General features: G+C 73.6%; 12 protein-coding genes. 6 read left to right on the top strand and 6 right to left on the bottom strand.

What is annotated here, in order from left to right; translation table 11 throughout:
* Positions 1-36 precede the first annotated feature (36 nt).
* The 3 genes from ACQF4J_RS28350 to ACQF4J_RS28340 all read right to left on the bottom strand — a co-directional run bounded on the left by ACQF4J_RS28350 (position 37) and on the right by ACQF4J_RS28340 (position 3,735).
* Positions 37-1,485, bottom strand: coding sequence for a glycoside hydrolase family 18 protein (locus tag ACQF4J_RS28350; RefSeq protein ID WP_427167090.1), 1,449 nt, complete (start codon positions 1,483-1,485; stop codon positions 37-39).
* Positions 1,486-1,657: 172 nt separating this feature from the next.
* Positions 1,658-3,034: a sensor histidine kinase gene (locus ACQF4J_RS28345; protein WP_427167089.1), complete on the bottom strand. Its 1,377-nt coding sequence runs from the start codon at positions 3,032-3,034 to the stop codon at positions 1,658-1,660.
* Positions 3,031-3,735 carry a response regulator transcription factor gene (locus ACQF4J_RS28340; protein ID WP_351574913.1) on the bottom strand — a complete coding sequence of 235 codons (705 nt, stop codon included), beginning with the start codon at positions 3,733-3,735 and terminating at the stop codon, positions 3,031-3,033. Before ACQF4J_RS28340 ends, ACQF4J_RS28345 begins: the two co-directional genes overlap by 4 nt.
* A 97-nt stretch (positions 3,736-3,832) precedes the next feature.
* Here ACQF4J_RS28340 and ACQF4J_RS28335 point away from each other — a divergent pair, with 97 nt between their 5' ends.
* Positions 3,833-4,342, top strand: coding sequence for a hypothetical protein (locus ACQF4J_RS28335; RefSeq protein ID WP_351574910.1), 510 nt, complete (start codon positions 3,833-3,835; stop codon positions 4,340-4,342).
* A 13-nt stretch (positions 4,343-4,355) separates the two neighbouring features.
* Here ACQF4J_RS28335 and ACQF4J_RS28330 read toward each other — a convergent pair whose 3' ends face one another.
* Positions 4,356-5,231, bottom strand: a complete 876-nt coding sequence (locus tag ACQF4J_RS28330; RefSeq protein WP_427167088.1) for a spermidine synthase — start codon at positions 5,229-5,231, stop codon at positions 4,356-4,358.
* A gap of 48 nt (positions 5,232-5,279) precedes the next feature.
* Positions 5,280-5,711, bottom strand: a complete 432-nt coding sequence (locus ACQF4J_RS28325) for a hypothetical protein (protein WP_351800274.1) — start codon at positions 5,709-5,711, stop codon at positions 5,280-5,282.
* Between the two features lie 270 nt (positions 5,712-5,981).
* On the opposite strand from ACQF4J_RS28325, the gene ACQF4J_RS28320 reads away from it, so the two are divergent.
* On the top strand, positions 5,982-7,424 hold the full coding sequence (locus ACQF4J_RS28320; RefSeq protein WP_351574901.1) for a hypothetical protein: 1,443 nt from the start codon (positions 5,982-5,984) through the stop codon (positions 7,422-7,424).
* Between the two features lie 53 nt (positions 7,425-7,477).
* On the opposite strand, the gene ACQF4J_RS28315 is transcribed toward ACQF4J_RS28320, so the two are convergent.
* The gene (locus tag ACQF4J_RS28315; RefSeq protein WP_351800271.1) at positions 7,478-8,071 is read right to left on the bottom strand and encodes a histidine phosphatase family protein; all 594 of its coding nucleotides are present in this window, start codon (positions 8,069-8,071) and stop codon (positions 7,478-7,480) included.
* 196 nt (positions 8,072-8,267) lie between these two features.
* Here ACQF4J_RS28315 and ACQF4J_RS28310 point away from each other — a divergent pair, with 196 nt between their 5' ends.
* From ACQF4J_RS28310 to ACQF4J_RS28295, 4 genes are read left to right on the top strand one after another with little or no spacing between them, the layout of a single operon-like run.
* Entirely contained in the window at positions 8,268-9,221 is a 954-nt protein-coding gene (locus ACQF4J_RS28310) for a phosphatase PAP2 family protein (RefSeq protein WP_351574895.1), read from the top strand.
* Complete coding sequence (locus ACQF4J_RS28305; RefSeq protein WP_427167087.1) at positions 9,172-10,302, top strand: hypothetical protein; 1,131 nt, start codon at positions 9,172-9,174, stop codon at positions 10,300-10,302. The genes ACQF4J_RS28310 and ACQF4J_RS28305 overlap by 50 nt, the downstream gene beginning before the upstream one ends.
* The gene (locus ACQF4J_RS28300) at positions 10,293-11,894 is read left to right on the top strand and encodes a hypothetical protein (protein WP_351574890.1); all 1,602 of its coding nucleotides are present in this window, start codon (positions 10,293-10,295) and stop codon (positions 11,892-11,894) included. The genes ACQF4J_RS28305 and ACQF4J_RS28300 overlap by 10 nt, the downstream gene beginning before the upstream one ends.
* Positions 11,891-13,225, top strand: a complete 1,335-nt coding sequence (locus tag ACQF4J_RS28295) for an AAA domain-containing protein (protein WP_351574887.1) — start codon at positions 11,891-11,893, stop codon at positions 13,223-13,225. Before ACQF4J_RS28300 ends, ACQF4J_RS28295 begins: the two co-directional genes overlap by 4 nt.
* Positions 13,226-13,345 lie beyond the last annotated feature (120 nt).

Here is a 13,345-nt window from a genome sequence, read left to right as displayed (position 1 = left end):
GAGGGGAGCGCCGCGCCCCGGCTGCGTTCACGGCCGTCAGTTGAAGGCGCCGAAAGCCTTCGAGAAGGCGAACGCGCTCTGGGTGATCGAGCTGCAGGTGGCGTCGGCGGTGGGCTTGGTGCCTCCGGCGCACTGCTTGTCGCGGGTGGCGGACCACATCGACAGGCCGCCCAGGCCCTTGGACTTGGCGAAGTTCACCAGCTGGGTGGCGTCGTCGACCTTGAAGATCTCGGTGGAGACGTCGTTGACGCCGATCATCGGAGTCACCGCGACCGCCTTCCACGCCGCGCTGTCGGAGAGCCCCAGGACGCTCTTGACCTGCGCCTGCGTGGCGGTCGCGGCCTGCTCGGCGTAGGTGCCCATGTCGCCGCTGTATGAGGCGCCATAGTCCATGGCCATGATGTTGACGGTGGAGGTCTTCACGCCGTTGGACTTGGCGTTGGACAGGAGGTTCACACCGTCCTGGGTGAGGCCCTCGGGCATCACGGGCAGGGTGAACGACACGTCCAGGCCGGGGTGCTGGGCCTGGAGCTTGGCTATCGCCTGGGCGCGGCGGGTGTTCGCCGCCGTGTTCGGCAGCGCGCCGCCCTCGACGTCGAAGTCGACCTTGGTCAGCTTGTACGCGTCGACGACCTTCCCGTACGCCGCGGCCAGCGCGTCCGCCGAGGAGCAGGTCGTGGCCAGCTCCGAGCCGGAGGCGCCGCCGAAGGAGACCCGGACGTCGCCGCCCTTGGCGCGCAGGGAGCCGATCTGGGCTGCGACGCCGTCGCTGCCGAGGTCCGTCACCCCGCCCCACTTGGGGGTGCAGCCGCCGCCGTCGGTGACGAACGCGAGGTTGTAGGTCTTCACGCCGGTGGCGTCGGCGCTCGCGAGCAGGTCGAAGGCCGGGTAGAGCGAGGTGTCGACGTAGGGCGCGAAGCCGGCGCTCGTGCCGGTGCCGGTGCCGGTGCTCTGGGAGGGGGACGCGGTGGGGGTGGGGGTGGCGGTGGGGGTCGCCGTCGGTGTGGCGGTGGGCGTGGCGGACTCGGTGGGGCGGCCGCTCGGCTCGGGCGTCGGTCCGTCGTCCGCGGAGCACTTGGCACGGTCGATGAGACAGCTCTTGGGGTCCGCGGTGCCGTTGACGACGAAGCCGACGGTGACGGACTTGCCGGGCGCGAGGCCGTCGGTGTCCCACTTCGCCGGGGTCACGGTGACGTGCTGCCCGCTCACGGCCGACTCGGCGTTCCAGAGCGAACTGAGCTTGGAGCCCGACGGAAGGTCGAACTCCAGCTTCCAGGTCTTCTCCGTCGCGCCGCTGTTGTTCGTCACGACGTACTGGGCGGTGTACCCCGTCGACCAGTCACTGGTCTTCGTGTACGCGGCCCCGATGCCGGCCGCCTGCGCGGTACCGGTGAGGAGGATCGCGCCACCGCCCACGACGGCCGCGGCGACGACACCGCCGATGACCTTGTTCCTGCCGCTGACCTTGTGTCGATGCATGCTCATGGCGTGGCACGCTAGCGAGCCGGAATCGGGCAAAGTACCTGATCCGGACGGGGGTTGAGGATCTTAGGGTGCGCTTAAGGAAGGGATCGGGGGCGGTTAAAGGTCGAGACCAATACGGCCACCGATCCCCCTCCCGGTCCGGCCGCCGATCCCCAAGCCGTCCCGTCCCGGGTCATCTCGCGACGGCCCGTCTGCGTCGGCGCACCGACCGGTGCCCTCGCCCGCCCGGTGTCCGCGCCCGCCCGTCCAGCTGGATCCAGATCCGCACCTCGGTCCCGCCGAGCACGGACGACCCGATCCGCACGTCACCGCCGGTCGCCTCCGCGAGCCGCCGCACGATGTCCAGTCCGAGGCCGGTGGAGCCGTCGCTGCCCGAGCCGCGCCCGCGCGCCATGGCCGCCTCGGGGTCGAGGATGCCCGGGCCCGCGTCGGAGACGAGCACGATCACCGCGTCCTCGCCGTTGTGCAGGTCGACCGCGAAGGCCGTGCCCTCGGCGGTGTGCCGGAAGACGTTGCCGAGCAGGGCGTCGAGAGCGGCCGCGAGGTCCGCCCGGGCCACGGGTATCCGCACCGGCCGGTCGGCACCGGCCACCCGCCACTTGCGACCCTCGTCCTCGGCCAGAGCCGACCAGAACGCCATCCGCTCGCGCACCACCTCGGCCGCGTCGCACCCGGCGCCCGGCCCGGCCGCGGCGGTCTGCGGCTTGGCCTCCCGTGCGGTGCGGATGATCGTGTCGACCTCGCGCTCCAGCTGGGCGACGGCGGCCCTGGTCTGGTCCGCGGCGGGCCCTTCGCCGAGCGAGGCCGCGTTGAGCCGCAGCACGGTGAGGGGGGTGCGCAGCCGGTGGGACAGATCCGCGGCCAACTCGCGCTCATTGGCCAGGAGTTGTACGACCTGGTCGGCCATGGAGTTGAACGCGACCGCCGCCAGGCGCAGTTCGGTCGGCCCCTCCTCCGGCACCCGCGCCCCCAGCTTGCCCTCCCCCAGCTCGTGCGCGCCCTCGACCAGCCGCTGGGCGGGCTGCACCATCCGCACTCCCAGCCGGTCGGCGACCGCGACGGACCCGACGATCAGCGCGACGCCGACCCCGGCGAGCACCGCCCAGGCCGTGCCGACGCCGTTGCTGACCTCGGACTCGGGCACGAACACCTCGACGACCGCGATGGCGCCGGAGCTGAGCGCCACCGGCGAGAGCAGGGTGAAGCCGCCGGGGACCTCGGTGGTGGAGGCGCGGCCCAGCTTCCGCACGGTGGCGATGTCGTTGCCGGCGGCGCGCCGGCGCCCGATGTCGACGGCGGCCCTGCCGTCGGCCGACGGTATGTGCACGGCCATCCCCGTGTCGGAGCCCGCCGAGGCGACGACCTTCTCCAGCTGGTCGCGCTCGGTGGTGATGGACAGCGCCGGGGCGACGGCGGCCGCCTGCCGTTCGGCGTTGGAGAACGCCCGGTCGCGGGCCATCTCCTTGATGACGAGCCCGAGCGGCACGGCGAAGGCGACCACGACCATCGCGGTCACCGCCAGACAGACCTTGACCAGGGCCCATCTCATCGGGGCACCTCCCCGCCCGGCGGCTCCAGCTTCACGCCGACGCCCCGCAGCGTGTGCAGATAGCGTGGTTGCGCCGCCGTCTCGCCCAGCTTCCGCCGCAGCCAGGAGAGATGGACGTCGATGGTCTGGTCGTCGCCGTAGGACTGCTGCCACACCTCGGCGAGGAGTTCCTTGCGGGCCACGACGACTCCGGGGCGGCCGGCCAGGAAGGCGAGCAGGTCGAACTCGCGGCGGGTGAGGTCGAGCCGGACGCCGTCCAACTCGGCCTGACGGCGCAGCGGGTCGACGGTCAGGCCGCCGACGCGCAGGACGCTGGTCGGCTGGACGTCGCCGGCGGCGGTGCGGGAGCGCCGCAGCACCGCCGCCATCCTCGCCGACAGGTGCTCCACCGAGAAGGGCTTGGTCAGGTAGTCGTCCGCGCCCGCGTTCAGCAGCCGGACGATCTCCGTCTCGTCGTCCCGGGCGGTGGCGATGATCACGGGCACGTCCGTGATCCCGCGCAGCATCTTCAGCGCCTCGGAGCCGTCGAGATCGGGCAGACCGAGGTCCAGGACGACCACGTCGAAACGGAAATGGGCGACCTCGCGCAGCGCTTCCAGCGCCGTCCCGACACTGCGCACGGTGTGCGCGGCATCGGTCAGGTGCCGGATCAGCGCCGAACGTACGAACTGGTCGTCCTCGACCACGAGCACACTTGCCATGCGCGGCACCGTACGCCATGCGGGAGGGCCGCACCGGAGCCTGTGGATAACTCCGAGCATGTGCGGCCCGTGGGACGCGTGAGGCAGTATGACGGCGATGCGCAGAGGACTCGTACACGTACTGGCTTGGTCGCTCGCCACGGGCGCGGCGGTCACGCTGTCGTGGTGGGGCGTCCACACGGTGATGGCGGGCACGGCCTACGACCCGCCGCGCGCCCTGCCCATCACGGCGGCCGACGCGACCACGCAGGACTCGAAGCCGCTGGCGTCGTCGACGAAGCGCGCCCTGCCGACGCCGTCGCGCAGCCCGTCGGCGCAGCCCTCCCGGACCGCGGTGCCGAAACCTTCGAAGACCCCGTCCCCCACCGCGTCCCGTACCGCCTCCGGCCAGGTCAAGAGCTATGACACCGACGGCGGGCGGGTGGTCTTCGACCTCGGCGAGAGCTCCGCGACGCTGGTCATGGCGACCCCCGGCACCGGCTGGTCGATGCAGACGTGGAAGACGGACACCTGGATCCGGGTGGAGTTCACCTCGGGCACGAACAAGGTGTCGGTGATCTGCGCCTGGCACGACGGACCGCCCCATGTGGACGTGGGGAACTACTAGCCGGCGACGGGCCCTAGCGGAAGACGGAGGGTGGCGGGGCGGGTGAGGCGGTGGCCTCGGCGTCCGTGACGGGGAGCGCGCCGCCGGTGAAGTCCAGCAGGGCGCGGCCGTGTTCGACGCGGGCCGGGTGCGGGTCGGAGGCGGCGCGGCGGGTGAGTTCGGCGACCGGCAGCGGGGTGTCGGAGGCGACGAGGACGGCGTTGCCGAAGCGCTTGCCGCGCAGCACGGCAGGGTCGGCGATCAGGGCGAGTTCGGGGAAGCGGGCGGCGGCGGTGGCGATCTGGCCGCGCAGGTGGGCCAGCGGGGGGCCGTCGGCGAGGTTGGCGGCGTAGGTCCCGCCCGGCCTGAGGGCCCGGCGTACGTCGTCCAGGAACTCCGTGGAGGTCAGGTGGGCGGGCGTGCGGGCACCGCTGAACACGTCCGCGATGACGAGGTCGGCCCAGCCGTCGAGGACCTTGGCGAGGCCTTCGCGGGCGTCCGCGGAACGCACCCGGATCCGGGCGTTCTGGTCCAACGGCAGGCGTTTGCGGACCAGTTGGACGAGGGGGGCGTCGCGTTCGACGACCTGCTGGGTGGAGCGGGGGCGGGTGGCGGCGACGTAGCGGGCGAGGGTGAGGGCGCCCCCACCGAGGTGCACGGCGTGCACGGGTTTTCCGGGCGGTGCGGCGAGGTCGATGACGTGACCGAGCCGCCGCTGGTACTCGAAGGAGAGGTGAGAGGGGTCGTCGAGATCGACGTGCGACTGCGGCGCCCCGTCGATCAGCAGTGTCCAGGAACGCGCCCGGTCCCGGTCGGGTATGAGCTCGGCGAGCCCGCCGTCGACGGCCTCGACGACGGCTTCGGCTTCGGCGCCGGCACCGCCGCGCCGCGGGCTCCTGGACTTTCCCATTGCGCCATTATCGGCACCCCGGGGCCGCCCCGCCCGCCCGGACCGGCGTCACCGGCAGTTGTCGGCCGCCTCGATCAGCCGGGCCGCCTCGCCGAGCGCCGCCCGCAGCACCGCCGGATCGGTCGCGAGGTCGACCTCGCCGGGCGGCAGCAGCCAGTCGGACCCCTCGACGAGCGGCTCGGGGTTCAGGCTCACCCCCCGTCCGTCGGTCTCCGTGCAGGTACTGCCCGGCACGTCCCAGGCGGCGGCCGTGCCGGGCGGGACCAGGAAGCCGAGGGTGTCGCAGCCGTCGTCGTGCAGGACGGGCCCTACGGCGTCGCCGGCCCCGCGGCGCAGGATGTCGACGGCCTCCAGCCCCTGGCGGGCCGGCACGGTGACGAGATCGCACGGGCCGTCGGGGAGGGGCGGCGGGCTGAGGTCCGGGGTCGGGGCGTGCCCCGCCGTCGTCGATGGCGTCGTCTTCATCCCGGCCTGAACCACGGAACCCCTCCTTGAACGAAGCGGTCGGGAGTCGGGTGGCTCCCGGTCCCCCTGGTTCAACGCACGCGCACGTCAACGGCTACGGCGGAAGTGCGCCACAAAGGATGGCAGTTCATGGCAGATCCAGGATGAGATATCCGGTTTGTAGCCAAACCCCGCGTGGCGGGTCCGGCACAGAGGGTACGTTCTTGCCCGCCGGAAACGGGGTTTCACACTTCAACCCACCCCAAACCCGGCATGGTTCGACGGTTCGCACGAGAGGACCCGGCCATGGCGTCGTCAAAGGCGACTTCGTCCCAGCCCCTGCCCGCCCGCCCGACACGGCCCAACCTCGCCTTCCGCCGATTGCGCGGGCGGCGCTCACCGGCCGAGTTCGCCGCGGCGGTGCGGCGGGCCGCCCGGGAGATCGGGGAGCGGGTCAGCTGCGACGCGCGCTACGTGGGCCGGGTGGAGGCGGGCGAGATCCGCTGCCCCAACTACGCGTACGAGCGGGTGTTCCTGCACATGTTCCCCGGCCGCACGCTCACCGACCTGGGCTTCGCGCCCCGGTCGTCCGTACGCGGACGCCGGGCGCACGCCGACGAGGGCGCGCCCCTCGCTCCCCCGGCGAGCCGGGCATGTGCGGTCGGTGAGACTCCCGGGGCGCGGGAACCGTATGACACCCAGAACCACGAGACGTACGACGACTTCGAGGAGAGCGACGTGCTGCGTCGCGCATTCATGACGGGCGGCGCCACCGTGGCCGCGGCCTCGCTGGGCCCCATCGGGCTCGCCTTCGACGCCGCGGCGGCGGGACGGCCCGTCCGCCGCGCCGGGTCGAGCCACGCGTTCGCCCTGGAGGAGGCGGTCCGCAGAATCCGGCTGCTGGACGACCGGCACGGCGCGGACGGCCTCTACCGGCGGGCGTCGCTTCCACTGCGCGCCGCCTACGCGCTGCTGGACGCCGGCGCGACCCGGCAGACGACCGCCGACCGGCTGCACTCGGGCGCCGGTGAACTCGCCATCTCGGTGGGCTGGCTGGCGCACGACTCGGGGCGCTTCGACGACGCCCGCTCGCACTACGCGGAAGCCCTCGCGACCGCCCGGATGACCGGCGACGACGGCTTGGAGGCGCACGCCTTCTGCAACACCGCCTTCCTCGCGCGCGACGCGGGGCGGCCGCGCGAGGCGGTGCGGGCGGCGCAGGCGGCGCAGCGCGTCGGCCGCAGTGTGGGATCGGCCCGTCTGATGTCGTTGCTCGCGCTGCGCGAGGCGGGCGGCTGGGCGGGGCTCGCCGACCGCGCCGGCTGCGAACAGGCGCTCGCCCGCGCGCAGGTCCTGTACGAGCGAGGTCCCTCGGACGCCGACCCGGAGTGGATGAGCTTCTACGGGGAGGCCGAGCTGGAGGGTCTGGAGGCGCAGTGCTGGTCGACACTCGGCGACTGGCCGCGCGCCGCCCGTCACGCGCGCCGCGCCGCGCAGCTGCAGGACCCGCACTTCACCCGCAACATCGCCCTGTACACGGCGGAACTGGCGGACGACCTCGCGCGGGGCGGCCGGCCGGACGAGGCGGCGGACGCGGGAATGCGGGTGCTGGACCTGCTGGACCAGGTGCAGTCGTCCCGGGTCCAGACGATGCTGGCGGGAACGGCGAGGGTGCTGCTCCCGCACCGGTGTGCGGCGGGCGTCTCGGGCTTCCTCGAGCGCCACGCGTCGGTGCCACGCACGGCATGAGAACACCGGCGCGCGCCGCGTGCTCCGGGTGCGCCCGGTGCTCCGGGCCGGCTCTAGGCCATGTGCCCCGAGTCGTTCCAGCTTTCGATCGCCGGATCCCCGTAAGCCCATCCCAGTACCGACAGCGAGGTGGGGTTCAGTCTGATCCGGGCCGCGAAGTCGATCGGCAGGTCCAGCCAGCGCGCCCCGATCGACCGCAGGATGTGCCCGTGCGCGAACACCAGCACGTCGCGGTCGGCCGAGCGCGCCCAGGCCACCACCTCGTCGGCCCGGGCGGTCACCTCGGACAGCGACTCCCCCTCCGGCACCCCGTCCCGCCAGATCAGCCAGCCGGGCCGCACGGCCTGGATCTCGTCCGGTGTCATCCCCTCGTACACGCCGTAGTCCCACTCCATCAGCGCGTCCCAGACGGCCGCCCGCTCGCCGAACCCGGCGAGGTCGCACGTCTCACGCGCGCGTGCCAGCGGGCTGGTGCGCACCTCCACCCCGGGCAGGCCCTCGAACGGCGCCCGGTGCAGCCGCTCGCCGAGCAGCTTCGCGCCGCGTCGGCCCTCCTCCAGGAGCGGCACGTCGGTCCTGCCGGTGTGCTTACCGGACAGCGACCACTCGGTCTGTCCGTGCCGGGCCAGCAGGATGCGCGGTGCCATGAGGAGGAAACCCTTCCGGAAAAGAAATCGCAGGCGGAACCGTTCCATCATCCCGCACCCTGTGCGGGGGCAACCCGGCGGTCGATCTCTGCGTCTTTGAGGGCCGGGGGCGCCCCACGGGGTGGCGCGCGTACACCGTAAAGTGGCACGTCCCGATCACCAGGTGCCGCGCGAGAATGAAGGGGGAGGCGATCGGATGCCGAAGACCGAGACGACACCGGGCATCGAGGCTGCAGCCCCGCGCACGCGCCTGCGCTGGTGGACCGAGCTGCCCCTGATCGTCCTGGTGTACGCCTGCTACTCGGCCGGCCGGCTCGTCGTACGCGGTGACACGGCCGGGGCGGTCGACCACGGCCTGGCGATCCTGCGCGTCGAGAAGTTCCTGCGCCTCAACGCGGAACATCCGCTCAACCGGCTGTTCACGCGCGAGGCGTGGCTCGGCGTCCCGGCCGACTTCTGGTACGCCTCGCTGCACTACGTGGTCACGCCGGCGGTCCTGATCTGGCTGTTCCGGTCGCGGGCCGCGCACTACCGGGCCGCCCGCACCTGGCTGATGACGTCCACCTTCATGGGCCTGATCGGCTTCACCCTGCTGCCGACCTGCCCGCCCCGCCTGCTGTCGGCCGGCCACGGCTTCGTGGACACGATGGCCCAGTACAGCTCGTACGGCTGGTGGGGAGGCGCGGCCAGCGCCCCGAAGGGTCTCGGGGGCATGACGAACCAGTACGCGGCCATGCCGAGCCTGCACGTGGGCTGGGCCCTGTGGTGCGGGGTCATGCTGTGGCGGTACGGCAGGACACGTACGACGAAGGCCGCCGCCGTGGCCTATCCGCTGCTGACCACGATCGTGGTCATGGGCACCGCGAACCACTACTTCCTGGACGCGGTGGCGGGCGCGGCCGTGATGGGCCTGGGACTGTTCCTGACGCCGTACGTCATGGCCGGCGCGGACCGGGTGTGGGCGCTGTTCTCCTTCGGCTCGAAGCGCTCCGGTGCCTCAGGTTCCTCAATTGTCAGTGGCGGATGCCAGACTTCCGCGGGTGAGCGATTTCCACGGCAGCACGAGTCCCTCGCCGGGTCCGGACCGAGAGGCGAGCCGAGTGCCTCCCCCACGGACGCAGGGGAAGGCGCTGCGGCAGCGGCTCGCTGAGCTGCGTGGCCCCGGCGTCCCGGCCAAGGCGCTGGACGCGCGCGCCCTGGCCGCCCTCGCCGCCAACCCGGGCTGCAGCCGGCGCGCCATCCTGGACGGCGCCGGGGTGAACAAGGCGGCGCTGGCGAGCGCGCTGGGCTCGCCGTCGGTCTTCGGGCAGTCGCAGTTCGCCCTCACCCGGGGCAACGCCTTCGAGGCGAAGGTCAAGGCGGACGGCGGCGCGGAGCTGCTGAGGCTGGTGCACGAGAAGCTGGACCGGGGCGCCGAGCCGCCCACCGGCGCAACGGTGCCCGACCTGTCGGCGGCCGGTCCCGAGGGACGGGCGGCACGCACCGCGCTGGCCCTGCGCGAGGCGACCGCCGCGGCCGGCACCTGGACGCTGCTCGACCACCCGATGCTCGCCCTGGACGTGGCCGGCTCCCCCGCCTTCCTGGAGCCGGACGCCGTGGTGGTCCACCCCGACGGCCGCTGGACGGTCGTGGAGATCAAGTCCTTCCCGATGCTGGACGGTTCGGCGGACCCGGCGAAGGTCGGCGCGGCGGCCCGGCAGGCGGCGGTGTACGTGCTGGCGCTGGAGGAGGTCGCCGCACGGCTCGACCCCGCCCCGGTCGTGCGGCACCGCGTTCTCCTCGTCTGCCCCAAGGACTTCTCCAACCTCCCCACCGCCTCGGCCGTCGACGTCCGCAAGCAGCGCGCCGTCACCGGCCGCCAGCTGGCCCGCCTCACCCGCGTCCAGGACATCGCCGACGCCCTCCCCGAGGGCACCTGCTTCTCCCCCGAACTGCCCGCCGCCGAGCTGACGTCGGCCGTCGAGTCGGTCCCGGCCACATACGCCCCCGAGTGCCTGTCCGCCTGCGAACTGGCCTTCCACTGCCGCACCCGCTCCCGCGAGGCCGGCGCGGTGACCGCCCTGGGCCGCTCGGTCCGTGCCGAACTGGGCGGTCTGACCACGGTCGAGGACGTCCTGGCGGCGGCCCGCGGCGAGCTCGGCGACCCCGAGGACCCCGCGGTGGCGGCGCTGCGCAGAGCCGCCCGGCTGCGGGCCGAGGCCCTGGAGCAGGAGGCCGCCCCATGTCCCTGATCTCCACGCTCGCCCGTCTGGAGGCCGTCGCCACCGGCCGCGCCCAGGCCGCCGCCACCGTGCGGCACCGGCATCTCGCCGAGCGGCCGCTGGTCCTGGTGCCGCTCACCACCGCCGGTGAGGCAGGCGCCCCGCTCGGGGCGCTGGTCGGCACCGACCGGGACGCGCCGCGCCTGCTCGTCGTGCCGCAGCCGCGCGACCGCGACCTGAGGTTCGCGTTCCTGGCCGAGCTGGCGGATGTGGTCCTGCCGTACATCGACGCGTACGCCGGGGAGGTGGAGGCCGCCGAGCGCAACGAGACCGACCCCGAGACCGGCAAGCGGGTCAAGGTCGAGGTCGAACTGTGCGCCGACGCCCCGCAGTTGATCGTCCCCAGCCGCCCGGGCATCGACTTCCTGCGCCTCCTGGGCCGCTCCATGCGCTTCCGGCGTACGGCGGAGCAGGACCCGGAGACGCCGTACCCCGCGCCCCCGCGCGTGCCGCTGCTCGGCCGCTGGCTGACCCACTTCGGGGAGCGGGCGCGGGTGCCCGGCTCCTCCCTCCTGCTCGCCGTGACCGACGTGCTGTCCCGGCACTGGGCGACCGGCCAGTCCACCCTGGAGGACCAGCACCTGGGCGCCCTGCTGGCCTGGATCGACCCGCCGGACGGCACGACGGGCGCGGAGGCGGCGCTCCACGCCGAGCTCGCCCGGGACCCGAAGGGCCAGCTGCTGTGCCCGCCCGCGGGGCCGGCCACCGACCCGGCGTTCGACAACAAGCTGCTCGCCCCGGCCATCGAGCGCTACGACCGCGCGCGTACCGCTCTCGCCGCCGCCGAGGACGGCCTGGAGGCGGACGACCGGCTCGGTGAGCTGACGGCCGCCGAGCGCGGCGTCCGCGAGCTGGTGCTCAGCCGCACCCTGCCCACCTGGGAGAAGGTCTGGCAGGGCCTCGACCTGCTGCGGGCACTGCCCGTCGGCGCGCACGTCGAGGAGCGGTGGACGCGTGACCGCTGGTCGTTCACCGCGCACCGCGATCGGATCACCGCGGGCGAGCCCCCGCAGCCGCGCCGTGACGACGCGGTGACGGCCGCGAACAAGCTGGCCTCGCGCGAGCGCGAGCAGGCCCGGCTGGAGGCCCAGGAAGCCCTCGACGACCCGCTGGTGATGGCCGGGCGACGGCTGTCCGGGGAGGCGTTCGCGGGTGAGGTCACCGAGGTCGTGATGGCGTACAGCGAGAGCAAGCGGCCCAGCCCTCGCCCGCTGGTGACGGTCCGCACGGACGACCGGCCGCATCTGGGCGAGCGCGCCAAGGTGTACCGCTCGCTGGGCGGCAAGCCGCAGACGGCGGAGTTCGTGGGACGGGAGGACTCACCCGGCGGCGGGGGCCTGGTCGTGCTGCGGATCCTCGACAAGATGGGCCGCGGCAAGGAGCCGGAGGCCGGTTCCGTGCCGGAGAAGGGCGACCGGCTCTGCTTCACCCTCTTCGAGCACGAGCAGCGCGGCGGCCCGAAGCTGCCCGACCCGGAGCAGACGCCGTGGACGCACGGCGGGCCGCCCGGTGAGGCCGCCGCGGAGGCGGCCGACCCGATGACCGCGGAGGACGTCCTGTGACCACCGTCTTCGACCCCGGTGCCGCGGCCGCCGAGGCCACCGACGCGATCCTCCACGACACCCTGCACGGCACCGCCCGCGGCGTGGTGGTGGACTCGCCGCCCGGCGCCGGCAAGTCCACGCTGGTGGTGCGCGCGGCGCTCGAACTGGCCGACGCGGGACGCCCGTTGATGATCGTCGCCCAGACGAACGCGCAGGTCGACGACCTCGTCCTGCGCCTGGCGGAGAAGAGCCCCGAGCTGCCGGTGGGGCGGCTGCACAGCAGCGACGCCGACGCGTACGACAAGGCGCTCGACGACCTGCCGAACGTTCGCACGTCGGCGAAGGCGGGCGACCTGAGCGGTCTCCCGGTGGTGATCTCCACGGCCGCGAAGTGGGCGCACGTGAAGACCGACGAGCCGTGGGGGCACGCCATCGTCGACGAGGCGTACCAGATGCGCTCCGACTCGCTACTGGCCGTGGCCGGCCTGTTCGAGCGGGCGCTGTTCGTCGGCGACCCGGGGCAGCTGGACCCGTTCTCCATCGTGGGCGGCGAGCAGTGGGCGGGGCTGTCGTACGACCCCTCGGCGTCGGCGGTCACCACCCTGCTGGCGCACAACCCGCAGCTGCCGCAGCACCGCCTGCCGGTCTCCTGGCGGCTGCCCGCGTCGGCCGCGCCGCTCGTCTCCGACGCCTTCTACCCGTACACGCCCTTCCGCAGCGGCACCGGCCACGACGACCGCGCCCTGGCCTTCGCCGTCCCCTCGGACGGTTCCGGTCCCGACCGGGTGATCGACGAGGCGGCGCGGTCGGGCTGGGGCCTGCTGGAGCTTCCGGCCCGGCACACCCCGCGTACCGATCCGGAGGCGGTGCGGGCGGTGGCGACCGTCGTACGGCGCCTGCTGGACCGGGGCGGCGCGGCCACGTCGGAGCGCTCGCCGGAGCCGGGCCCCCTCACCGCCGAACGCATCGCCGTCGGCACGGCCCACCGGGACCAGGCGGCGGCGGTGCGGGCGGCGCTTGCGGAACTCGGCGTCACGGACGTCACCGTCGACACGGCGAACCGTCTGCAGGGCCGCGAGTACGACGTCACGGTCGTTCTGCACCCCCTCTCCGGCCGCCCCGACGCCACCGCCTTCCACCTGGAGACGGGCCGCCTGTGCGTGCTCGCCTCCCGCCACCGGCACGCGTGCATCGTGGTCTGCCGGGCAGGAGTGAGCGAACTGCTGGACGCCTACCCCTCCACGGAACCGGTCCAGCTCGGAACACTCGTGAAGTTCCCGGACGGCTGGGAGGCGAACCACGCGGTGCTGGCCCGACTGCAGGAACACCGGGTGAGCTGGTCGCCGTGAACGACTCGCCGAGGCACAGCGCACGCCCCCGACCGCCGGACGGAGTCCGGCACGCCGCCGGAGGCCGCCGAAAGTCACAGCCCGGACGGCTGGAAGGCCAACCACACGGTGCCGGCCCGG

The sequence above is a fragment of the Streptomyces sp. C1-1 genome, from assembly GCF_050214755.1.
Classification (GTDB): Bacteria; Actinomycetota; Actinomycetes; order Streptomycetales; family Streptomycetaceae; genus Streptomyces.
This window is presented reverse-complemented; position numbering and strand designations above follow the sequence as displayed.

Excerpts from the sequence above, each read along its gene's own strand:
- ACQF4J_RS28350 (WP_427167090.1), bottom strand. The coding sequence starts at position 1,485 with ATGAGCATGCATCGACACAAGGTCAGCGGCAGGAACAAGGTCATCGGC.
- ACQF4J_RS28345 (WP_427167089.1), bottom strand. The coding sequence starts at position 3,034 with ATGAGATGGGCCCTGGTCAAGGTCTGTCTGGCGGTGACCGCGATGGTC.
- ACQF4J_RS28340 (WP_351574913.1), bottom strand. The coding sequence starts at position 3,735 with ATGGCAAGTGTGCTCGTGGTCGAGGACGACCAGTTCGTACGTTCGGCG.
- ACQF4J_RS28335 (WP_351574910.1), top strand. The coding sequence starts at position 3,833 with ATGCGCAGAGGACTCGTACACGTACTGGCTTGGTCGCTCGCCACGGGC.
- ACQF4J_RS28330 (WP_427167088.1), bottom strand. The coding sequence starts at position 5,231 with ATGGGAAAGTCCAGGAGCCCGCGGCGCGGCGGTGCCGGCGCCGAAGCC.
- ACQF4J_RS28320 (WP_351574901.1), top strand. The coding sequence starts at position 5,982 with ATGGCGTCGTCAAAGGCGACTTCGTCCCAGCCCCTGCCCGCCCGCCCG.
- ACQF4J_RS28315 (WP_351800271.1), bottom strand. The coding sequence starts at position 8,071 with ATGGCACCGCGCATCCTGCTGGCCCGGCACGGACAGACCGAGTGGTCG.
- ACQF4J_RS28310 (WP_351574895.1), top strand. The coding sequence starts at position 8,268 with ATGCCGAAGACCGAGACGACACCGGGCATCGAGGCTGCAGCCCCGCGC.
- ACQF4J_RS28300 (WP_351574890.1), top strand. The coding sequence starts at position 10,293 with ATGTCCCTGATCTCCACGCTCGCCCGTCTGGAGGCCGTCGCCACCGGC.